This is a genomic window from Bacillus sp. N6, from assembly GCF_052805735.1.
In genome coordinates this window covers 2,825,985-2,845,526 of record NZ_CM127843.1, presented here as the reverse complement: position 1 = coordinate 2,845,526, position 19,542 = coordinate 2,825,985, and the positions used below count along the sequence as shown (strand labels likewise).

Below are 19,542 nucleotides of genomic sequence, written 5' to 3'. Positions count from 1 at the left end.
AGTATAAGGGGAAACAAAATAATGAATAAGTTACTTACATCGAAAAGTGAAATTATAGAAAGAAAAATCCGGTATAACTCAACAATAGTAGATCACAATTGTTTATTACTTGAAAAGCAATCACAAAGTATCGTTTTATTTCACGAGGTGCAGTATTCATTTACAATGAATGCAAAAGATACTAAGTTAACAATCCCAAAAGGAAGTTATACAATCGCATATTATTGGAAAGATCGTCCGTACAATTTATACGTATGGAGAGATATAAAAGGGAAGTATTTAGGTTCCTATTTTAATATCGTAAAAAATACACAAATAAAAGACGAAGTGGTTTCCTTCGAAGATTTAATCATCGATATTATGGTACTTCCTAATGGAGAATACTTCATATTAGATGAGGATGAATTACCAGAATCATTAGGGAATTTCGAAGATGGTTATGTGAAGAAAGCTCTTTATGGACTGAAAGAAATCATTCAAAAAGAGCTTCCACAAATAGTTTTGGAGACAGCCAGGGTGCAGAAGAACTAAAATTTAATTACATAAATATTTTGAATGGAAATGAGTAGTCTCAAGTTATATGGTCTAACTTTTTTGATAAATCTAAGGTTAGTAGCATATTTCTTGAGATTACTTTTTTTTGGTAGAAATTTTGTTGCTTAGTTATTAAATGGATTTAAAATTTATGAAATAATATTGACTGAATCAAGTTCAGTCGTTTATGATTGAATCAGATTCAGTCGTGGTGAAAACATTGTAGGAGATGACGTATGAAAAGAATATCAAAAGAACCAGATGTAAGACGCCAAGAGTTAATGGATATTGGTTTTGAACTATATATGAAAAATGGTATGAAAGGATTTGGCATAAAAGATGTTGTGAATCATGCAGGTGTAGCAACGGGCTTATTTTATTATTACTTCAAGTCTAAAGAGAATTTTGTTGATGAAGTTTTAAATGACTGTATTGTGAAAAATATGGAGTTAATTGAAGAAATACTTGTTTCAAATGAACGGTCTGTCATGCAAAAGATGAAAGATTCACTAGATATATTTTGGACATTTATTGAAAAGTTAGCACCCTATAAAAATGTGAGCTCGTTTCAGACGGAACAACATTTTCAACTGGAACAGAAATTATTCACACGTATGCAACCGTTAATTAGACAAGTAATTGAAGAGGGAGTAAACATAGGGGTTTTTTATACTGATAACTCATTATTAGCTTCTGGGTTTATTCTATACGGTCTTAGCAGTATTGCTCATTCAGAAGTAAAATTGAATCTAGATACAAAACATGAAATGGTTAATTTAGTATTAACTACACTACGATACAATCAAAAGGAAGGAGAAAGTTTATGAAAATTATTATCAATGGAAATAATATCTCACAAGAGCAACTTATAAAATGGAAAAGAGAACGGGTAAAAAAAGTATTATATATATTAGGACATAAAGAGCCTGAAATAAATGATACAGACGTCATGATAAAACAGCTAACGGAAATAAAGTTGCGATATACATACAATGAAATGTACGAAAAGTTGAAATCAAAACTTAGATTAAGTGCAATAGGTATGCGTATCTGTACTCTTTTATCTGGCGATAGACGAAAATTTTCAAAAACTAGTATTTATTTAGACGGGATTACAGCAGAAGAAGCCATACATGGAATTGATAGTTTGATGCTTGAACAATCACGTGAAAATAACAAAGTGAATTTATCTGCTTGTCCTGATCACTATGTACTAAGGCCCTTTGGGGAAAATGAATTAGAGGTTATCGAAACTACTGGTAATTCTCCGTTTCCAGTTCAATTTTTCATTGTTTTTGGTGACGAAACTGGATTGAAAACACCAAGAGATAAATCTTATCAATACCAATCAACAGGTGTTGCACGTATGAAAGATGGTACTACTATTGGTGGAGTTCGACATCAATTTAAAGATACTGATACAGGGATAGAAGTAAGTCTAGTTGTTGAGTTCCCAGCCCTTTGTCCTAATAGTCTAATTAAATCCCATCAAATGCATTTAGCGTGTGAGTTTTCTTATTGGTTACAGTGGATTAAAGATCAGAAAAAATAGTAAGTAAACGATATCGTTTAAATAAACAAAAGTAAAATGTTCAAACAAATCATATGTATGTTTTAATAAAACCTAGTTGACTTATCGGAAATATTTGTATAATATGTACTTAATTCCATAACGTATTGCTGATTGGAGAAACCAAAGGCATTTTATCAACAGATAAAATGCCTTTGGTTTTTTTATTGCACAAATACTGAATCTGTTCATTTATATGAATCATTTTAAGGAGGGAAAGAAATGACTGTTTCAATTGATGGGGTATCAAAATATTTTTTGAAACAAACTGGTACGGTTCAAGTGCTAGAGAATATTAATTTTCAATTAGAGAAAGGGGATTTTGTTACAGTAATTGGTCCGAGTGGGTGCGGAAAAAGTACATTACTAAAAATTGTTGCAGGTCTAGATAATGATTTTGAAGGTGAAGTTATTATTGACGGGGAGCCTATCTTAAAAACGAGCAAGAAACAAGGTTTTATTTTTCAAGAGCATAGGCTTTTTCCATGGTTAACAGTTGAAGAAAATATAGCGGCAGATTTGTCGTTAAAAGATAAGTATGTGAAAGATAAGGTGAGAGAATGGGTTGAAATCGTTCGGTTAGATGGCTTTGAAAAATCGTATCCGAAAGAAATTTCAGGCGGGATGTCACAACGTGTTGCGATAGCGAGAGCGTTATTAAGAGATCCGAATGTATTATTACTTGATGAACCTTTTGGAGCGCTGGATGCTTTTACTCGAAGTCATTTACAAGAAGTATTGCTGAATATTTGGGAGCAGAAGAAAACAACAATGATATTCGTTACACATGATATAGATGAAGCGATATATCTTTCAAACCGAATTATCATTATGAGTGCAAAACCAGGGAAAATACATAAAGTGATTGAAAATAATTTGCCTTATCCGCGAAATAAAACTTCTCAATCGTTCCAACAACTTCGAACGAAAGTATTACAGCAGTTTGAATATGGAGGGTTGATTCAAACAAGTATATAGGAAAAGGGTGATTTTATATGTATAAAAAATTTAAAATTCTTTCTTTTGCTTTAGCTATATCAGTATTTTTATTAGGATGTGAAAAAAGTACAGTAAGTAGTAAGAAAGAAGATGTAACAATACAAATTGGTATACAGCAAGGATTAAGCCCACTATTACTAGCAAAGAAAAAGGGATGGTTTGAAGAGGAGTTTAAAAAAGAAGGAGTTAAAGTGAAATGGACAGAGTTCCAAAGTGGACCTCCTTATTTTGAAGCAATCGCATCAAACCGGTTAGACTTTGGTGAAGTAGGGAATTCTCCAGTCATTTCAGCGCAAGCAGCAGGTATTGGATTTACCGAAATCGCCAATACAAGTTATGCGAGAAAAGGAACTGGAATTCTCGTTCAAAAAGATAGCAAGATTGCGAGTGTAAAAGATTTAAAAGGTAAAAAAATTGCAGTAGCAAAAGGAAGTAGTGCCTTTAATTTATTATATCGAGCGCTTGATAAAGAAGGTATTGATGCAAAAGATGTAAATGTCATTCAATTACAACCAGATGAAGCGCAGCCTGCATTCGAATCAGGATCAGTAGATGCATGGGCGATTTGGGACCCTTTCATATCATTACATACGTTAAATAAAGGTGCGAAGGTGATTGCAGACGGTGAAACATTAAATGTCTCTTCACCAGAATTTTTAATTACGAGGACAAAATTTGCGAAAGAACATCCAGAATTAGTTGAGAAATTCCTCAAAGTTTATGAGAAAGCACGTGTATGGCAAGAGGCTAACTTAGATGAAGCAATAAAAGTGTACACTTCTGTAAAAAAGATAGATGCAGAGATTGTAAAAGAAGTGTTTAATCACGACAAACCAATTTTAGTTCCGGTAACGAAGGAAATAATAGCAGAACAACAAAAGACAGCGGATTTTCAATATAAGATCGGTTCTATAAAGAAAGAAATTAAGACGGGAAAAGTTGTAGATAATTCTTTCGTAGAAAAAGCATTGAAAGCGAAGTGAAAAGAGGTTTTGTAAAGTGGAAAATACGAAAGCTGTTATGAAACCAGCGAGTATAACGATTAAGAAAAATGGCATAAAGAAGGTACGAAAGTTAAATGTAAAAGTTTTAGTAAGGGCGATTACTATACCGGTTATTATATTAATAATTTGGCAGTTGGCTGGCGTATTCGGTCTTGTTTCTAAAACAGTTTTACCAACACCATTAGATATTTTTCTAGCTTTCCAAGAGCTTATTAAAACAGGAGAGTTATTCGGCCATTTAAGTATTAGTGTATTCAGGGCTGCGGCTGGTTTCTTTATTGGTGGGGGCTTAGGAATCATTTTAGGAACAATTGTTGGATTTTCAACGAGAAGTGAGCAATATTTAGACCCATCTGTGCAAATGTTAAGAACTGTACCTCATTTAGCTGTTGCGCCGCTTTTCGTATTATGGTTCGGTTTTGGTGAAACATCGAAAGTGTTATTAATTGCAGATGGTGCATTTTTTCCTTTATACGTAAACGCATTTTTAGGTATTAGAGGTGTGGATTCAAAGTTATTTGATGTTGCGAGAGTGTTAGAGTTTAGCAAAAGAAAACTAATTACGAAACTAATTTTACCATCTGCATTGCCTAACCTTTTACTAGGAGCAAGGTTATCGTTAGGTGTTGCATGGGTGAGTTTAGTAGTAGCAGAACTTATGGGATCTACAGAAGGTATTGGTTATATGATTATGGATGCAAGGCAATTTTCAAATACAGATATCGTATTTGTCGGCATAATTATCTTTGCATTTGTTGGGAAGTTTTCTGACTCTCTAGTACGTTTACTAGAAGTGAAGTTTTTAAGATGGCGAGATAATTTTAAAGGTGAGACTGGGAATTAACATATAAATTATTAGGGGTAATTTATATAGAATTTGTTAGTATACGTTTCAAAATAAATAAGGGGTGTGTAAAGGTATGGAATTATTATGGTTTATTCCGGCTTATGGAGATGGTCGATATTTAGGAACGACAAAACGAGGAAGAGCAGCTGAATATGGTTATTATAAGCAAGTTGCTGCGGCAGCTGATTATTTAGGATATACGGGTGTTTTACTTCCAACTGGTCAAGGATGTGAAGACCCTTGGGTGTTAGCTTCAGCTCTTGCTGCTGAAACAGAAAAACTAAAATTTTTAGTAGCAGTGAGACCAGGACTAATGTCACCTACAGTTGCAGCGAGGATGGCATCTACATTTGATAGAATTTCAGATGGGAGACTACTTATTAATGTAGTAGCTGGAGGAGATCCAGTTGAACTACAAGGAGATGGATTATATCTTGAGCATGATGAAAGATATGAAGCAGCGGATGAATTTTTAAAGGTTTGGAAATCGACATTGCAAGGTGAAACGATCTCTTTAGAAGGAAAACATATTCAAGTTACAGATAGTAAAGTTGTATTCCCGCCAGTTCAAACACCATATCCTCCTATATATTTCGGAGGATCATCAGCTGCTGGAAAAGAAGTAGCAGCTGAACATAGTGATGTATATTTAACGTGGGGAGAGCCACCAGAGCAAGTGAAAGAGAAAATAGAAGAAGTAAGAAAACTTGCAGAAGAGAAGGGGCGTACAGTACGATTTGGCATTAGATTACACGTAATTGTAAGAGAAACAGAAGAAGAAGCGTGGGAAGAGGCAGAACGTTTAATTCAATATGTGGATAATGAAACAATTGAGCTTGCTCAAAAGACATTTGCAAGATATGATTCGGTTGGTCAAAAGAGGATGACACATTTAAATAAAGGTACGAGAGAGTCGTTAGAGATAAGCCCTAATTTATGGGCTGGAATCGGACTTGTAAGAGGTGGGGCAGGTACTGCACTTGTAGGCAATCCACATGCAGTAGCAGAAAGGATAAAAGAATATGAATCGTTAGGAATTGATACGTTTGTTTTATCAGGATATCCGCATTTAGAAGAAGCGTATGAGGTCGCAGAATTGTTATTCCCATTATTGAAAGACGAGAAGAAAGAAGAAAATAAAATTGTTGGTGAAATGATTGCTGATGCATATGCATTAAAAAAATAGTGAGAAATAAAGTTGCACATATTTATTGCTTTATTTTGTTTACTGCCTGTTAATACGGGATAAAAAACCCGCAAGTTATTCGCTTGCGGGTTTTCATCGTAAATTATTAGAAAATATGGTAAAATTAAAGGGTAACTTAAGGTGCGGTTGGTTGTTCAATTATCACTTCTCCGAGTAGGAGGGGGGTGATAATACGTGAGTGAAATAGCGTTGCTACTGCAAGGTGGACTGTTTCTCGTTGCATTGTTAACGTTCGTCGTCGTTTTAATAGACAAGCTCAAAAAATAACAACCCACCTATGCTTATAGAATGTGGGTTGTTTTGTTTGTAAGAAACAAATAGGATAAATGAACAATCCAATCTGCTAAGTTACGTGGACTAGTGTGTAGCCGCACACTAGTCTTTTTTATTTATATACAATTTATAATTGGTTTATGTGATTGTATTGTTCTTTTCATACTCATTATAACACAGTGTCTTTTCATCAAGAAAGGAGACCGTATGTTCTGGTTTCTGTTATATAGTAGGTGCTTTTTCTTTAAACAGCCCATCCATATACTGTTTTAAACTTTGGACATAAAATTTCTGCGTATTCACATTATTTACACCGACAATCGGCGATGGAAGGTCAAATCTTTTTTCTGATAAATGAACGACAACATCAAAGATGTCAAACAAACGAATGAAGCAAAACAGGCCGTCTTTATCGCTAAGTAAAATAAAGTAATGATTTTCACTACTTGTATTTAGCGTATTCCATAAAGAACTTTTGCTTAAATCACGTACAATGCTTTTTTCTTTTAGTTCCACGAAATCTGCATTTGAGAGAATGGTAGAAATATCAATTGCATCTTGATCTTCAAAGTAGCCATCAACTGCTTGTACAGCGAATGTATAAGCCATTTTTAATACACTCATTTTATATTTACGGTTATCTAATAGTAATTCACGTTGAATAGAACTCGCTACTTTCGTTACACGTTCCTCTTTCCAAATTTCATTATGTAAGGAAATATCGTGCTTTTTACATAGTTTCATAATTAATGCATTAGAATAAAGAATCTCGTCGCTTACTTCGACAACATCAGTCTCAGCAGCCGCAAGTTCCTCACCGTGCTCATTCGTATAGAGTGGGGAATCAATTTGTCTTTTCATTTGTTCAATCTTAAATTGACTCAATTTATGCCTAATTAAAGGACGATCAATATTTGTTGTCATTTGTTCATGACAAGTATCACAAATTGAGTTTGTGAAATAATACCCACATAATATTTCTGGAATGACATATTGTTCACTAAGTTCTTTCGTATCTTTTCTGCAAATGATGCATTGTGTCATTTTTATCACCTTTACCTGCAAATTTGTATGTAATCTCATTGTAGTGTATTTATCGGTATTTTGGAATATTGTAAACGAAAATATTATGTGAAATTCATGCTTATTTTGGTACAATGAAGAGAAGTGCTAGTTTAAAGGAGGCCGTTTTTTTGAAATCAAAAGTGCACTTTTGGACATTAGAAGTGCTAATGGTTGTAGGAATCATATTTATTTGCACAAAAATATCATTTTTATTTCAACCGATTGGTATCTTCATATCAACATTGTTTTTCCCAATCTTAATCGCGCTTTTTTTATACTTCATATTTAATCCTGTATTAATCTTTTTGGAGAATAAAAAAGTACCTAGAAATTTAGCGATATTACTGTTATATCTTTTTATCATAACATTAACTGCGGTTGGCGTTGGAGTAGTTGTTCCTACGATTTCACAACAGCTAATGGACTTAGTAAAAAATATGCCAAGCTACATAAAAGAGGGGAAAGTATACATACAAGAATTATCACATCATAGGTTGTTTGAATGGTTATCTACACAAAACTACGTTTCCATTGAAACAATTGAAAAAAATGCGATTGAATACTTAAAAGATATACCAAATACAATTACGTCGAGTGCAACGGCTTTATTTGGTATTATCACGAACGTTGCATTAGTTGTATTTACTGTACCGTTCATTTTATTTTACATGTTTAAAGATGGACATGCCTTTCCGGGAAAAGCGGTAAGTTTATTACCTGAGTCTTACCGTGAAGAGGGGCTTCGTATCATTAAGGAAACGAACGAAACATTATCTGCATATATTCAAGGGCAAGCACTCGTTTGTATATTTGTAGGTGCGTTTACTTTTATCGGTTATTTAATTATCGATTTACCGTACGCTTTCGTTTTAGGAATTATTGCAGCATTTACAAACATCATTCCTAACTTAGGGCCATTTATTGGGGCAGCACCAGCTGTTATTGTAGGACTGTTCGTTTCTCCGATGCAAGCCTTATACGTAATTATTATCGTAACAATTGTACAACAGTTTGAAAGTAATATTATTTCACCGCGTATTATGAGCTCGAAATTAAACATTCACCCATTAACAATTATTATCCTAATTTTAGGGGTAGGTAACTTTGCTGGAATCATCGGAATGATTTTAGCAGTACCAGTTTATGCAGTAACAAAAACTGTTGTTTCGAACTTAGTGAGATTGTTTAAGACAAAGAGAAGTAATCGGAAATAGTGAAACCTGAGAAAGATACACCGCTTTTTAAGTGGTGTATCTTTTGTTTATAAATAAATAATTAAAAGCGGGTTGATTTGATTTTATTATATATTTTTTATACATCAAATTCAGTGATAAACTTGTGTGATATAAGCTCTATAAAACTATGTGGAATCCCTCTGAACTATCCAAATCATTTCCTTACAGCGTGCTATCAACATCATAATCGACTCCTTTCAATTCTATATAGTTAAACGATTAAAGGTGAGTGTAGTATTTGCTTCTACGATCTCGAATTTCATCAATAACTTGTTTATATTGTCTTTCTTGTTTTAATTCATTTTGAGATATTGTTTCTTTTTGAATTGTAATCGTTAAAAAGAAAAGGTGAAACTTCATATGTGAATTCCTCCTTTCGAATTGGAATTACAGATGACTACAGTAATGACTTTGTCTTTCTTTTACATGATCTATAGCCTGATTAATTTGTCGTTCATGAAACATTTCAGACTCAGAAAATTTATTTTTTTGAATGGTAATGGTTAAAAAGAATACTTTAAATTTCATTAGATAATTGCCCCTTTATAAGTGATTTAGAAAAAACGAGTGTAATAAGAAATTACAGATGACTACAGTAATGACTTTGTCTTTCTTTTACATGATCCATAGCCTGATTAATTTGTCGCTCATGAAACATTTCAGACTTGGAAAATGTATTTTTTTGAATGGTAATGGTTAAAAAGAATACTTTAAATTTCATTGGATAATGCCCCCTTTATAAGTGATTTAGAAAAGACGAGTGTAATAAGAAGATTGGCGCTCTTTTACTTCGTCCATAATGTTTTGAATGTGTTGCTCACGTAAAATCTCTTTTTGTGAAAGCTTACGTTTTTGAATGGTGATTGTTAAAAAGAATGCTTTAAATTTCATGAATATATTACCCCTTTAAAATATATTTTTAATACATTTGAGTGTAGTATGAACTTTTAATGTCAGTTATTTTATCAGTCAGTTGTTTTAACTGTTGTTTACAATTGATTTCAGTTTCAGATAAAGTATTTTTTTGAAGCACAGTCGTAAAAAAGAAAATATGAAAAGTCATAAATGAATTCCTCCTTTCGAAAAGGAATTACAGGTGATCACAGTAAAGTGCTTGGCGCTCCTTAACATCATTCATAGCTTTTTCAATTTGCTCATTATGAAGAATTTCATCTTTAGAAATTGTATTTCTTTGAATCGTAATACTTAAAAACAATACGCTAATAGTCATTGAATGTTGCTCCTTTCTTAGAAAAATAATGTAAGAGACTAAAAAATCGCGCAAAAAAACCACAGGAAGATACAGTTCTCCTATGGCTGGGCGTGAAAAAGCCACAGGAAAGTATACGACCTCCTGTGGCGAATTTATGAATTAAATGAAATAAAGTACGATTTTCAATTCTCCATTAGGGTGGTCGAATTCATATTTAATTGTCCAGAAAACACAGGTGCAGTTAACGCTAAAGTTAATGCATGTAATTGTAATTTCATCATTTCCTTCGACCTCCTTTTAGAATTTTTTTCTTACGTTAGTAAGTATATACAATTAATGGATAATTGTAAACATAAAAAATGAAAATTTTTAATTTTGATTAAAATGCGTATATTTAAAAAGGGATTTGAAAATAAATATTGTAATTAACGAAATACCGATAAAAATGGGGGATGCTAAATGAAATATATGCATCATAACATGATCGTTATGCTAACAATTTTTTTATTCATTACGGCTTGTTCTAATGGAGAAAGAATAAAAGATATATATGATGTTAGGTCAGATGATTTTAAGAAATATACTGGGACATACGTTGGTAATAATTCAGATGTGGTTGCAATTGTTAATCATTTACCCGGTGGTGGAACAGTTCAAAGTATAAGTTTAGAAAATGAAAATATAAAAGTGAACTATGGCACAAAAGAAAGTGGGGCTCTTACAGAAGAAATGATTGAGACGTATTGGTTTGATGAGAAGGATACGATGAAGAAGAATTTTTTCTTTAATGCTATATATTTAGTGATTTTAGTGCCAAATGCAAAAAGTTATGAGTTTCAGGTAGAGAATAAAAACTTTAAGATAACGAGGGAAGAAATGTTATCAATTTTGCATAGGATATTCGATGATTTTCCAAAAGAAAAAGATATATGGGATAAAAATAAAGTTATAAAGTTCTTTAACAGCAATGAAGAAAAAATTAAAATGCTTGTGGAAGATAAAGATTTTCGGAAATCTTTATTTGCTAAATATCCAGTGAACCAGTTGAAATAGTGGGGCAAAGCATATATACAGGTCTGGGAAGAAAAACGCATATTGATCTTCAAAGTCTATTACATTTGGTTGAGCATACAAGTTATCATTTAGGGCAAATAGTAGATCGTACAAAGTCAATAAAGGGACTACAATTTAACTTTTGTCAAAATGGTATAAATGAAAAGAATTTGAGAACAAGAGTTGAAACTTCGAATTTTTAGAAAGAGAGACATTTTAAGAGATATCCCTTATTTTATTGTTATTTCAATTGGATTAACAATTCTTTATATCATAACTAGTAGTATATTTATTCGTAAAGTATCATTTGAACGAACAGTTTAAAATAGTGATAGATTATTTTTTTAGGGAGAAGGAAAATATATGGGAGACACGTCCTCACTAATAACCGTCTTTTTATGCATTGCACTACTAATATTTTGGCGTCGTTATCGCTCCATGCATAAGCCAATAAAGGGATCGGGAAAACGTATTTTATGGCCATTACTATTTTTAACACCAGGTATTGTATGGTTTTTAGGTCCCGTACATCCAGCTATATTGCAAGTAATTATAGCGGTATTCATTGGTGTACTTTTTGCTGTGCCGCTTATAGTATTAACAAATTATGAACGAAGAGATGATGGGAATATTTATACGAAAAAAAGTGCAGCTTTTTTAATTACTTTTATTGCAATTGTCGTTTTGAGATACGGTTCAAGAAAATATATTGTTGACTTAGATCAGCAAACAATAGGTTTATTATTTTATGTTGTTGCAGTATCGTATATTTTTCCTTGGAGAATTGCCTGTTATATAAAGTTTAGAAAAGTTTGGCGGGAAAATAATAATCATGCTATATGAAAACTTCTCATTTGAGAAGTTTTTTTATTTTTACAGGTAAGCAAAACAAGTTGTTGAAGGGCAGGCTGTCATAGAATATGATACATATTATAATGAGGAAAAGTTGAGGGGATAAAAATGCGTACAATTTTACTTTTTCTAAACAACATGTTCATTAGCGAAATCGAGGACATTAGGCAAAAACATGATCCTTTATTTGGATTAATTCCACCGCATATTACAATTGTATTCCCATTTGAAAGTTCGATTTCAAATGATGAGCTGAAATTACATATTATAAATGTATCAAAACCGATACAGAATATAGAAATTGAATTTAAGAATCAAATTACAAGTGAAAGAGAATATTTGTTTTTACGAGTTGAAAAGGGGAAAGAACAAATAGAGGAACTACATAATATTCTATATACAGGACCGTTATTACAATTTTTGAAAGAAGACATTCCGTACATCCCGCATGTAACAGTCGGAAGAAAAGAGAGTGCCGAATTAGCTGCTGAAGTAGTGAAGGAGATTGCTAGTTTTCATGGGAAGTTAAATTGTGTGATTGATAGAATAAGCGTGGAGCGAATTGGAGAGAACGGGGAATCAATTATTGAATTTGAAGTGCCATTTCTAAAAAGCTGACAAAAGTCAGCTTTTTATTTCGTAGCATGAAGTAATGCACCAATTGCACCGCTATTACCACCATCTTGTAAAAAGATTGGTGTTTTATTTTGATATTCGGTGTAGCTACTAATAATATGTTGAAGTTGTACGTTATTACATAAAGTCGAACCAATATAAATAATATGTTCAATGTTTTTTGTTTCAGCGAATTGAAGGCTTAATGCAGTAACGACTTCACCGACAAGTCCTTGTACAGTAGCTAGTATATCGGAGCTACTATTATTTGATTCTGTAATGGCTGTTTTTCCGAAGTTACTAGCAGTTAAGTTATTATCGATAGGGGAAAGAATACCACCATAAATATCTCCAACCGTAATATCTAGTTCTTTTCTAGATCCTACTTTTGTTAGAGGGATTACATCTTCAAAATGATCTATATTTGTTAACAATTTTGAAAGTCCCATAATAGTCCCACCGCCAACTCCGGTTCCACCAGCGCGAATATATTGTTCATTATAAACGTAATGGATAGAAGTACCTGTACCGATATTGGTTAAAATAAAATTGCGTATAGCATGTTTTTCTTCTTTTAATATGTATTGGACACCTGCAAGAGTAGCTTCAAATTCGTTTAGCTCTATTATTTTATATGAACCTGTAAGCAGTTGCTGTAATAGTTTCGATTTACCACCCGTAATACATATTTGTTTTATGCCATTGTTGCTTTTAATCCAATCTATTATTTTATGTTGTTCATGCGAATAAAATTTTTCAAAAGTTAATAGCCTTTTTTCGTTAAAATAAGCTATTTTCGTTAATGTGCCTCCAGCATCGATACCGATAGTACGTTCCATTTTCCTGCTCCTAACTATGTAATATGTTTTCCTATTTATTTTTAATTGGTTGAGAATAGATATTCCCAACTGATATAAGGAACAATTTAATCTGCTTGATATATTAATAGTTTTTCTATAGTTACAATAGGCTGGTCGTTTACAGTTGCAATACCTTTACCAAGAACAAAACCTCGGCGATTGCGCGTTAGTTCATAATGTAAATCAAGTTTATCACCGGGATATGCTTTTCCTTGGAATTCAACTCCATCTAAAGAGGAGAGGAATCCTAGTCCTTCAGAATCACTTGTATGTACAAATGCACTAAGCTGAGCAAGTGCTTCTACAATTAACATATGAGGCATATGTTTTTGACTATCATTTATAAACCATTCGTTATTTGTAATGAGTTTATATCCTGTAACGGATTCACCTTGTTTTACATTTGTTACTTTATCAGTCATTAAAAATGGATAACGATGGGGAAGAGTGTCTTTAATATGCATATGAAAGTACCTCCAATTAATAATACCCCTGCTAAATTTAAGCAGGGGAGTGGGAACTAATTTTTAACTAATTCATTTACTTTTTCAAGAGTGAAAATGCCGCTATTTCTAATGTTTTCAACAACTTGTTGCAACACTTCTTTATCTTGAACGAGTGCAATACGTACGAAGCCTTCTCCGTGAGGTCCAAATGCATGACCAGGTGTAACAACGACATTCGCACGATCCATTAATGCATAAGCGAAGTCTAGAGAAGTCCATCCTTGTGGAATTTCAGCCCAGACAAACATACTACCAGCTGGCTTATCGACATTCCAGCCAAATGTTCGGAATCCATCAACTAAAGTATCTCTCCGTTCTTGATAAATATCGCGGTTTTTCTCACAAAATACAGCGCCATTTCTTAGTGCTGCAGATGCCGCTTTTTGAATTGGTAAAAATACACCGTAATCGGTATTAGATTTAAATTGAGTAAGTGCACGAACAATTTCTTCGTTTCCAATCATATATCCAATACGGCTACCTGCTAAACTATAACTTTTTGACAAAGAATTGATTTCTACACCAACTTCTTTAGCACCATGTACAGAGAGGAAGCTAATTGGCTTATTACCATCGAAATAAAATTCAGCATAAGCAAAATCATGGACAACGATAATATTATGCTTTTTCGCGAATGCGATTACTTCTTTAAAGAAATCTTCATGAGCCATTGCTGGAACGGGATTCCCTGGGAAGTTTAAAATCATCATCTTCGCTTGATCGGCAATTTCTTCAGGGATGACTCCTAATTCTGGTAAGAAATCATTCTCTTTCTTTAAAGGCATGTAGTAAGATGTTGCACCAGCCATTTGAATACCTGTTTCATAAGCTGTATATCCTGGATCAGGAACTAATATAATATCACCTGGATTTGCATAAACCATAGGTAAATGAACGAGCCCGTCTTGTGAACCCATTAATAATAAAACTTCTTTATCCGCATTTAATAAAACGTTATGAGTGTTGTTGTAATATTCAGTTACAGCTTCGTGAAATTCTTGAATACCTGATAATGTATACCCGTAGCTCTCTTTCTCACTCGCTGTATGTACCATTGTTTCTCTTACAAAATCAGCGGGCGGCATATCAGGATTTCCGATGCTCAAATCAATCATGTTATGACCTGCTGCAATTTTTTCTTTTTTATAGGCTCCTAATTCACTAAATATAGAAGATTGGAATGCTTTCATTCTAGTTGCTAACGTGTAAGTCATCAAAACCCCTCCTAAAACAGTGCTTTCATTCTGCGTTTTTAATTATTCTGAAAACACATGTTTATATTTTATCATTTTTTTATGAAAATTAAAACGATTGACAAATTTAGAGGAAGGATTAGCCTATTTTGAAAAGTATCAATGTAAATAGCGTAGACGTGTTAATTGAAATGTCTATTATAGGATTCATTTTATATAACTTAAGTTATTTTATAGTTTTTATTAAGTATTTGTGGAAGATTTCTAAAGTGAAATAACGCAGAAAATATTTTCTGCGTTTCCTCTGAAATGTAATCATTTCTTTTTATATGTGCATAATTTTTCAACTGTCAAAAAGTATACATTTAATGTACCGTCGGCAACTTTTAAAGTTTGCTCTGATGTAAATGAATTACCATAATCAATGTGATATACATTAGAATTTTTGACAAATGAGCCTTTATATAAATCGTCTTTATTCTTTGTGGTTTGCATTTCTACTAAATTTTGCACAATTTCCTCTTTATTTTCTTTTTTGACAACTGTTTCAAATTTATAATATACAGGGCATTCACCATTTTTATTGTCAACGACTTCCCAAGAACCGTATATATCGTTATTGCTGCATCCACTCAGTAGGATGATTAGTATAGGAATTGTAAGTAGAACCTTTTTCATTTTGTGCTCCTTTCTTTTAAATTTGAATAAACGTGCGAATACGATAGGGATATTATAATAAATAAAGTTTAAATTTTTTTAAAGAATTATTTAATTTCATATAAAAATTTAGGAGAAATTAAATAAGCATGAATCTAGTGTAAAGTCAGATTCATGCTAGTACCATAGCCTATGTTATGTCTTTTTTGAGGATAAATAAAGAGGAAAGCAGAAGCACTATTCCATTTAATATATATACGCTTGCGATCATAAAGGCTAACGTACCTGCGCCAAATCCTGCTTTATCGAATATAGAAGCAAATGTTGCGATAGTCAAAAAGATAATGGGAGTCAGTAGTAAAAATATGAAACCTGCCACGATTCTTTTTTTTAAACTATGTCGAGATAAGGAAATGGCTAAAAAGTTTAGGATGCTAAACAGCGCAATTGCAAAGAGCAGGACAATAAATACTTGGATGCCATCAGACATTTTACCACTCCTTTTATAAAGAGTACTCTTTATAATCTATTCGAAATAAAAGAGGGATACTCCTTTAGATAATTTCAATAAACGTAATAAATAGGCGTATTATAAAACAAAGAAGTATGGATTCAATATTATATCCATACTTCTTTGTTTATTTTATAAATTCGCAGATTGCGAATGTTGTTTTTCATAATGTTTCTGCTTAGAAAGGGAAATAGAAATAATCAATAATGAAACGACCCCGAAGATGAGAACCATATATTGTAACCCAATTGTATCTAAGAAGAACCCTGTGCCAAGTAAGACGATTTGGAACATAACCCTCTCAAACATATTACGGAATGAGAAGAGGCGACCGTGATAACTTTTTTCAACTTTCGTTTGGAAAATCGTCGACATAATAGGGAAGAAGCAGCCAACACTAAACCCAAACAAACCAAATGATGTAAGAGCCATCCATTTTATATCGCTAAAGAACAATGATAGGTGTGCAAAAGCAGTACAAACTGCGAAGAAATATAGTAATTTTTCAGGTTTGAAATGATCAGATAGACGTTTAATTACGAAGGCACCTAACATAAATGCGACTCCTTCAATTGTATATATGAACCCTTTAATCGTAGGATCATGTTGCATTTCGCTAATGTTAATAACCATTAAATTAAACCCAGCTATAAATAAAAGAGGGATAATACTTAATATAAGTGCTGTAAAAGCAATAGGAATTCCTTTTAAAATACGAAATACTTCCATAAAGCTATTATCTTTTGCAGCTTGTTTACTTGGTGTTGTTGATTTCTTATCTTCGAATTGCAGGAAGAAAGTCGAGAGGAATAATAAGGCGTATGCTGCCATTGAGAAGGCATACATGTACTGTAAACTCATCACAACTAAAAGAATTCCACCTAGTGAAGTACCTGCAATACGAGCGATTGTACCAACATTCATATGTACACCGTTCATTTGTAATAACTCATGCTCACTTACGATGAGTGGAATCACAGATTGTAATGCAGGGAAATAAAATGCTGCTGAAATTTGAAGAGCAACCATAAATGCAATCATAAATGCGATACTTTCAAATTGAATAGCGAAAAACATAAAGATAACACTTAAAACTCGACCAAACCCAGCGTAAAGAAGAACTTTTTTCTTCTCATACTGATCGATGACACGGCCAGCCATAGGTCCAACTAGAACACCGGCTAATAGTCCGATAAATAATATAACTGATTTCATGAAATCAGAAGGGACATATTTTTGCATAAATTCAAGGTTGCCAAGAATACCAAGCCATAAGCCTAGACCTGCAATAAACTCCCCAATTAAAACAATCCAAACGTTTTTATTACGCCACATAACATAAAACCTCTCCGTCTTTTAAAATGAAAAACTCGTATATAAAACCTCCTTATTTATGTATTATTTTCATACGAACTTTTTTAGAGTCAGAGTCTATATTACGTGTTTCATAATTGGATTTCAATCTTTTTGATTTGCCGAAAATTTGATTCGTTAATTGATGAAATAAGCAATTGAAATGTAAAAGACATATGGTTAAAAATAGGGAAAATAAAAAAGCAAGAACGTATAACTACGTCTTGCTTTTACAAAGTACAAAATTAAAAATTAATTTCACTTAGCAACATCTACGCTCTTGTCCAATAGCTAAAGCGCTAAAAGATAGTGGGCCAACAACTTCTGCGCTTGCACCACTAGTAAGGTTTTCTACAGTTAATGAATATTCGTGTGTTCCACTGCTAACGTTTTGATCTATAGCTTGAAATGTTTGTACGTAGAATTGTTCAGAATCTGTAGATTCAATACCTACTTGTGCATTAAAAATTTCAATATTATCACGAAAAATTCGGAATAAAACTTGTGAAGTCCCAGTTATACCTTCTACACCAATTGTAGCGATTAATTCTACTCGATTATTACGTGAATCTCTACTTGAAATTCTCAATTTCAAATTTGCTAAAATTGCTTTATTTGGAGAAGCTGGGATTGCAAAAGTTGTTTCACCAGTTTTACTTATAGGTTGAGTAGCTTGGTAATCAATGATATGAGTCATATTCTTCACCTCCTCATATACTAGAATATGAAAATAGTGAAGAATTAGCTTGGACAAATACTAGATTATTTAATAGAGTCAACAACAATTATTGAAAGAAGAAATTCACATAAAAGCATCAAGAATATATCACAATAAGATGATATTTTTCTTAATGCTTTTTGTAATTAAGCAGAATATTCTTCTTTACGTACTTCAAAAAATTCATTACGTCGTAAGTAATTATAGATTTTCTCTGAAACCTTTTCTTCTTCAGACACTAAGAAACGATGATCAAAAGCGTAGAACGATTGACCTTTAATTAATTTTACGTAATACATATTAAACGCCTCCTGACACTTGATTATTACTTGCTTCATATTATGATGGCCTATATGTCTGCTAAAAATACTTGGAGTTTCAAAAGGGGGTACGTAAAGTGATGAAAGAGCTTACAATTCTGTAAGGTTTATGTCACCTTTTTCGATAGTTTACATTCACCAATTTCTTCTATACTACAAATAAGTTACATAAAATAAGGGGGTAAAAAGATGGATGAAGTAATTGGAGAAGTTGTAGCAGGTATTTGTGAATTTGTAGTGGAAGTAACAGCAGATGCTATAGGAAGTTTAGTTTCCGGAAATGATGAGGAAAAAGAAACATTATAATAATTTGTAAAAGTATAAAGTTGATCAAATTATAAAGGCTGATTTCTAAAGGGAAGTCAGCTTTTTTATTTTTTACATTATATTAATCTGATTTGAATATTCATTTGTTATTATATTGAAGAAACCTATATAAGGAGGTGAATAAACAAATATGTCGAATTCGGGGGCTGATTTATCTGTTTCTCGTTTGATTGTGGCAAATGTAGAGGAAAAGGAATATCATTTTATTGTTCGTGAACATCCGATTGTAGGGAAATTTATATCGCTATTTGAAAATGGAAAAGAATATGGTTTACTAGATAAACAAATCGCTAATAAAGATAAATTTATTACATCGGAGCTTACTAAATTAGATTATTTTAACATAGATGTTTTATATCATACACCTGGATGGATATGGATTGGTATGGATCAATTTGGATTACATGCTCGTGAGGCTACTTATAACGAAGTAGATGTTATTATGAAGTTGAAAGAGGATTTATATTATATAGACGTATATGAAGAAATAAAAATGTAATAAATATTTAATCAGGTTAGGGGAGAAGTTCCCGTAGCCTTTTTTATTTAATAGTAAAAGTAAAATTTATATTATGTTGATGATAGGACAGCACGATAAGAAGTGAGATGAAAAGAGGATTTGAAAATACA

The 19,542-nt window shown here is 32.6% G+C and carries 28 protein-coding genes and 2 pseudogenes; 15 read left to right on the top strand and 15 right to left on the bottom strand.

The genetic code is table 11. From position 1 onward, the window contains the following. Positions 1–21 precede the first annotated feature (21 nt). From ACUXVC_RS14690 to ACUXVC_RS14655, 8 genes are all read left to right on the top strand, one after another. Positions 22–531 (top strand): DUF402 domain-containing protein, encoded by a 510-nt coding sequence (locus tag ACUXVC_RS14690; protein WP_446025728.1) that lies wholly within the window; start codon positions 22–24, stop codon positions 529–531. A 239-nt stretch (positions 532–770) separates the two neighbouring features. Next, the gene (locus tag ACUXVC_RS14685; protein WP_000822622.1) at positions 771–1,361 is read left to right on the top strand and encodes a TetR/AcrR family transcriptional regulator; all 591 of its coding nucleotides are present in this window, start codon (positions 771–773) and stop codon (positions 1,359–1,361) included. Then, positions 1,358–2,086 carry a hypothetical protein gene (locus ACUXVC_RS14680; RefSeq protein WP_446025727.1) on the top strand — a complete coding sequence of 243 codons (729 nt, stop codon included), beginning with the start codon at positions 1,358–1,360 and terminating at the stop codon, positions 2,084–2,086. Before ACUXVC_RS14685 ends, ACUXVC_RS14680 begins: the two co-directional genes overlap by 4 nt. 240 nt (positions 2,087–2,326) lie before the next feature. Continuing rightward, positions 2,327–3,082 carry an ABC transporter ATP-binding protein gene (locus ACUXVC_RS14675; protein WP_000218578.1) on the top strand — a complete coding sequence of 252 codons (756 nt, stop codon included), beginning with the start codon at positions 2,327–2,329 and terminating at the stop codon, positions 3,080–3,082. Between the two features lie 17 nt (positions 3,083–3,099). After that, a complete protein-coding gene (locus tag ACUXVC_RS14670; RefSeq protein ID WP_078401537.1) occupies positions 3,100–4,086 on the top strand; it encodes an aliphatic sulfonate ABC transporter substrate-binding protein in 987 nt (328 codons plus the stop codon). 16 nt (positions 4,087–4,102) lie between these two features. Then, the gene (locus ACUXVC_RS14665; protein ID WP_000432135.1) at positions 4,103–4,951 is read left to right on the top strand and encodes an ABC transporter permease; all 849 of its coding nucleotides are present in this window, start codon (positions 4,103–4,105) and stop codon (positions 4,949–4,951) included. 76 nt (positions 4,952–5,027) lie between these two features. After that, on the top strand, positions 5,028–6,140 hold the full coding sequence (gene ssuD / locus ACUXVC_RS14660; RefSeq protein WP_446025726.1) for an FMNH2-dependent alkanesulfonate monooxygenase: 1,113 nt from the start codon (positions 5,028–5,030) through the stop codon (positions 6,138–6,140). 195 nt (positions 6,141–6,335) lie between these two features. Further along, on the top strand, positions 6,336–6,428 hold the full coding sequence (locus ACUXVC_RS14655; protein WP_001289320.1) for a putative holin-like toxin: 93 nt from the start codon (positions 6,336–6,338) through the stop codon (positions 6,426–6,428). Between the two features lie 228 nt (positions 6,429–6,656). Here ACUXVC_RS14655 and ACUXVC_RS14650 read toward each other — a convergent pair whose 3' ends face one another. Further along, the gene (locus ACUXVC_RS14650; protein WP_000189714.1) at positions 6,657–7,478 is read right to left on the bottom strand and encodes an HNH endonuclease; all 822 of its coding nucleotides are present in this window, start codon (positions 7,476–7,478) and stop codon (positions 6,657–6,659) included. A 149-nt stretch (positions 7,479–7,627) separates the two neighbouring features. On the opposite strand from ACUXVC_RS14650, the gene ACUXVC_RS14645 reads away from it, so the two are divergent. Then, positions 7,628–8,713, top strand: coding sequence for an AI-2E family transporter (locus ACUXVC_RS14645; RefSeq protein WP_000837894.1), 1,086 nt, complete (start codon positions 7,628–7,630; stop codon positions 8,711–8,713). A gap of 240 nt (positions 8,714–8,953) precedes the next feature. Here the strand turns inward: ACUXVC_RS14645 and ACUXVC_RS14640 are convergent, their stop codons facing one another. The 6 genes from ACUXVC_RS14640 to ACUXVC_RS14615 are packed head-to-tail and all read right to left on the bottom strand — an operon-like array spanning position 8,954 to position 9,965. Continuing rightward, positions 8,954–9,094 carry a YrzI family small protein gene (locus ACUXVC_RS14640; protein WP_000668497.1) on the bottom strand — a complete coding sequence of 47 codons (141 nt, stop codon included), beginning with the start codon at positions 9,092–9,094 and terminating at the stop codon, positions 8,954–8,956. A 27-nt stretch (positions 9,095–9,121) separates the two neighbouring features. After that, positions 9,122–9,262: a YrzI family small protein gene (locus ACUXVC_RS14635; protein WP_000669802.1), complete on the bottom strand. Its 141-nt coding sequence runs from the start codon at positions 9,260–9,262 to the stop codon at positions 9,122–9,124. A 52-nt stretch (positions 9,263–9,314) separates the two neighbouring features. Further along, complete coding sequence (locus ACUXVC_RS14630) at positions 9,315–9,455, bottom strand: YrzI family small protein (protein ID WP_000669810.1); 141 nt, start codon at positions 9,453–9,455, stop codon at positions 9,315–9,317. A gap of 26 nt (positions 9,456–9,481) precedes the next feature. Continuing rightward, positions 9,482–9,625: a YrzI family small protein gene (locus tag ACUXVC_RS14625; RefSeq protein WP_000668963.1), complete on the bottom strand. Its 144-nt coding sequence runs from the start codon at positions 9,623–9,625 to the stop codon at positions 9,482–9,484. A 28-nt stretch (positions 9,626–9,653) separates the two neighbouring features. After that, entirely contained in the window at positions 9,654–9,797 is a 144-nt protein-coding gene (locus ACUXVC_RS14620) for a YrzI family small protein (RefSeq protein ID WP_095690687.1), read from the bottom strand. Positions 9,798–9,824: 27 nt separating this feature from the next. Then, the gene (locus tag ACUXVC_RS14615; protein ID WP_000156193.1) at positions 9,825–9,965 is read right to left on the bottom strand and encodes a YrzI family small protein; all 141 of its coding nucleotides are present in this window, start codon (positions 9,963–9,965) and stop codon (positions 9,825–9,827) included. 441 nt (positions 9,966–10,406) lie between these two features. Between ACUXVC_RS14615 and ACUXVC_RS14610 the strand changes: the two genes are divergently transcribed. From ACUXVC_RS14610 to ACUXVC_RS14590, 5 genes and pseudogenes are all read left to right on the top strand, one after another. Continuing rightward, positions 10,407–11,000, top strand: a complete 594-nt coding sequence (locus ACUXVC_RS14610) for a DUF4825 domain-containing protein (protein WP_098976109.1) — start codon at positions 10,407–10,409, stop codon at positions 10,998–11,000. Then, a pseudogene (locus ACUXVC_RS14605) lies at positions 11,001–11,203 on the top strand (hypothetical protein); the annotation flags it as partial. Positions 11,204–11,216: 13 nt separating this feature from the next. Further along, a pseudogene (locus tag ACUXVC_RS14600) lies at positions 11,217–11,324 on the top strand (DUF4052 family protein); the annotation flags it as partial. A 39-nt stretch (positions 11,325–11,363) separates the two neighbouring features. Further along, a complete protein-coding gene (locus ACUXVC_RS14595; protein WP_089171274.1) occupies positions 11,364–11,843 on the top strand; it encodes a CcdC family protein in 480 nt (159 codons plus the stop codon). A gap of 117 nt (positions 11,844–11,960) precedes the next feature. Continuing rightward, positions 11,961–12,470: a 2'-5' RNA ligase family protein gene (locus ACUXVC_RS14590; protein WP_053564188.1), complete on the top strand. Its 510-nt coding sequence runs from the start codon at positions 11,961–11,963 to the stop codon at positions 12,468–12,470. 14 nt (positions 12,471–12,484) lie between these two features. On the opposite strand, the gene coaW is transcribed toward ACUXVC_RS14590, so the two are convergent. The 8 genes from coaW to ACUXVC_RS14550 all read right to left on the bottom strand — a co-directional run bounded on the left by coaW (position 12,485) and on the right by ACUXVC_RS14550 (position 18,564). After that, positions 12,485–13,306 (bottom strand): type II pantothenate kinase, encoded by an 822-nt coding sequence (coaW, locus tag ACUXVC_RS14585; protein ID WP_095690689.1) that lies wholly within the window; start codon positions 13,304–13,306, stop codon positions 12,485–12,487. An 86-nt stretch (positions 13,307–13,392) separates the two neighbouring features. Continuing rightward, on the bottom strand, positions 13,393–13,791 hold the full coding sequence (locus tag ACUXVC_RS14580; RefSeq protein ID WP_065484095.1) for a 3-hydroxyacyl-ACP dehydratase FabZ family protein: 399 nt from the start codon (positions 13,789–13,791) through the stop codon (positions 13,393–13,395). A 56-nt stretch (positions 13,792–13,847) separates the two neighbouring features. Next, a complete protein-coding gene (locus ACUXVC_RS14575) occupies positions 13,848–15,047 on the bottom strand; it encodes an LL-diaminopimelate aminotransferase (RefSeq protein WP_446025725.1) in 1,200 nt (399 codons plus the stop codon). 294 nt (positions 15,048–15,341) lie between these two features. Beyond that, on the bottom strand, positions 15,342–15,704 hold the full coding sequence (locus ACUXVC_RS14570; RefSeq protein ID WP_095690690.1) for a hypothetical protein: 363 nt from the start codon (positions 15,702–15,704) through the stop codon (positions 15,342–15,344). A 169-nt stretch (positions 15,705–15,873) separates the two neighbouring features. After that, on the bottom strand, positions 15,874–16,173 hold the full coding sequence (locus tag ACUXVC_RS14565) for a hypothetical protein (RefSeq protein WP_095690691.1): 300 nt from the start codon (positions 16,171–16,173) through the stop codon (positions 15,874–15,876). Between the two features lie 153 nt (positions 16,174–16,326). Continuing rightward, positions 16,327–17,529 carry an MFS transporter gene (locus ACUXVC_RS14560; protein WP_000269265.1) on the bottom strand — a complete coding sequence of 401 codons (1,203 nt, stop codon included), beginning with the start codon at positions 17,527–17,529 and terminating at the stop codon, positions 16,327–16,329. A 280-nt stretch (positions 17,530–17,809) separates the two neighbouring features. After that, entirely contained in the window at positions 17,810–18,244 is a 435-nt protein-coding gene (exsC, locus tag ACUXVC_RS14555) for an exosporium protein ExsC (protein WP_095690692.1), read from the bottom strand. 167 nt (positions 18,245–18,411) lie between these two features. After that, the gene (locus ACUXVC_RS14550; RefSeq protein WP_000291907.1) at positions 18,412–18,564 is read right to left on the bottom strand and encodes a YqbF domain-containing protein; all 153 of its coding nucleotides are present in this window, start codon (positions 18,562–18,564) and stop codon (positions 18,412–18,414) included. 478 nt (positions 18,565–19,042) lie between these two features. Between ACUXVC_RS14550 and ACUXVC_RS14545 the strand changes: the two genes are divergently transcribed. Next, entirely contained in the window at positions 19,043–19,411 is a 369-nt protein-coding gene (locus tag ACUXVC_RS14545) for a hypothetical protein (protein ID WP_095690694.1), read from the top strand. Positions 19,412–19,542 lie beyond the last annotated feature (131 nt).

Excerpts from the sequence above, each read along its gene's own strand:
- ACUXVC_RS14625 (WP_000668963.1), bottom strand. The coding sequence starts at position 9,625 with ATGAAATTTAAAGCATTCTTTTTAACAATCACCATTCAAAAACGTAAG.
- ACUXVC_RS14580 (WP_065484095.1), bottom strand. The coding sequence starts at position 13,791 with ATGCATATTAAAGACACTCTTCCCCATCGTTATCCATTTTTAATGACT.
- ACUXVC_RS14610 (WP_098976109.1), top strand. The coding sequence starts at position 10,407 with ATGAAATATATGCATCATAACATGATCGTTATGCTAACAATTTTTTTA.
- ssuD (WP_446025726.1), top strand. The coding sequence starts at position 5,028 with ATGGAATTATTATGGTTTATTCCGGCTTATGGAGATGGTCGATATTTA.
- ACUXVC_RS14550 (WP_000291907.1), bottom strand. The coding sequence starts at position 18,564 with ATGTATTACGTAAAATTAATTAAAGGTCAATCGTTCTACGCTTTTGAT.
- ACUXVC_RS14570 (WP_095690690.1), bottom strand. The coding sequence starts at position 15,704 with ATGAAAAAGGTTCTACTTACAATTCCTATACTAATCATCCTACTGAGT.
- ACUXVC_RS14630 (WP_000669810.1), bottom strand. The coding sequence starts at position 9,455 with ATGAAATTTAAAGTATTCTTTTTAACCATTACCATTCAAAAAAATACA.
- ACUXVC_RS14680 (WP_446025727.1), top strand. The coding sequence starts at position 1,358 with ATGAAAATTATTATCAATGGAAATAATATCTCACAAGAGCAACTTATA.
- ACUXVC_RS14650 (WP_000189714.1), bottom strand. The coding sequence starts at position 7,478 with ATGACACAATGCATCATTTGCAGAAAAGATACGAAAGAACTTAGTGAA.
- ACUXVC_RS14595 (WP_089171274.1), top strand. The coding sequence starts at position 11,364 with ATGGGAGACACGTCCTCACTAATAACCGTCTTTTTATGCATTGCACTA.
- ACUXVC_RS14590 (WP_053564188.1), top strand. The coding sequence starts at position 11,961 with ATGCGTACAATTTTACTTTTTCTAAACAACATGTTCATTAGCGAAATC.
- ACUXVC_RS14565 (WP_095690691.1), bottom strand. The coding sequence starts at position 16,173 with ATGTCTGATGGCATCCAAGTATTTATTGTCCTGCTCTTTGCAATTGCG.
- ACUXVC_RS14545 (WP_095690694.1), top strand. The coding sequence starts at position 19,043 with ATGTCGAATTCGGGGGCTGATTTATCTGTTTCTCGTTTGATTGTGGCA.
- exsC (WP_095690692.1), bottom strand. The coding sequence starts at position 18,244 with ATGACTCATATCATTGATTACCAAGCTACTCAACCTATAAGTAAAACT.
- ACUXVC_RS14620 (WP_095690687.1), bottom strand. The coding sequence starts at position 9,797 with ATGACTTTTCATATTTTCTTTTTTACGACTGTGCTTCAAAAAAATACT.
- ACUXVC_RS14685 (WP_000822622.1), top strand. The coding sequence starts at position 771 with ATGAAAAGAATATCAAAAGAACCAGATGTAAGACGCCAAGAGTTAATG.
- coaW (WP_095690689.1), bottom strand. The coding sequence starts at position 13,306 with ATGGAACGTACTATCGGTATCGATGCTGGAGGCACATTAACGAAAATA.
- ACUXVC_RS14560 (WP_000269265.1), bottom strand. The coding sequence starts at position 17,529 with ATGTGGCGTAATAAAAACGTTTGGATTGTTTTAATTGGGGAGTTTATT.
- ACUXVC_RS14575 (WP_446025725.1), bottom strand. The coding sequence starts at position 15,047 with ATGACTTACACGTTAGCAACTAGAATGAAAGCATTCCAATCTTCTATA.
- ACUXVC_RS14670 (WP_078401537.1), top strand. The coding sequence starts at position 3,100 with ATGTATAAAAAATTTAAAATTCTTTCTTTTGCTTTAGCTATATCAGTA.
- ACUXVC_RS14635 (WP_000669802.1), bottom strand. The coding sequence starts at position 9,262 with ATGAAATTTAAAGTATTCTTTTTAACCATTACCATTCAAAAAAATAAA.
- ACUXVC_RS14690 (WP_446025728.1), top strand. The coding sequence starts at position 22 with ATGAATAAGTTACTTACATCGAAAAGTGAAATTATAGAAAGAAAAATC.
- ACUXVC_RS14615 (WP_000156193.1), bottom strand. The coding sequence starts at position 9,965 with ATGACTATTAGCGTATTGTTTTTAAGTATTACGATTCAAAGAAATACA.
- ACUXVC_RS14640 (WP_000668497.1), bottom strand. The coding sequence starts at position 9,094 with ATGAAGTTTCACCTTTTCTTTTTAACGATTACAATTCAAAAAGAAACA.
- ACUXVC_RS14675 (WP_000218578.1), top strand. The coding sequence starts at position 2,327 with ATGACTGTTTCAATTGATGGGGTATCAAAATATTTTTTGAAACAAACT.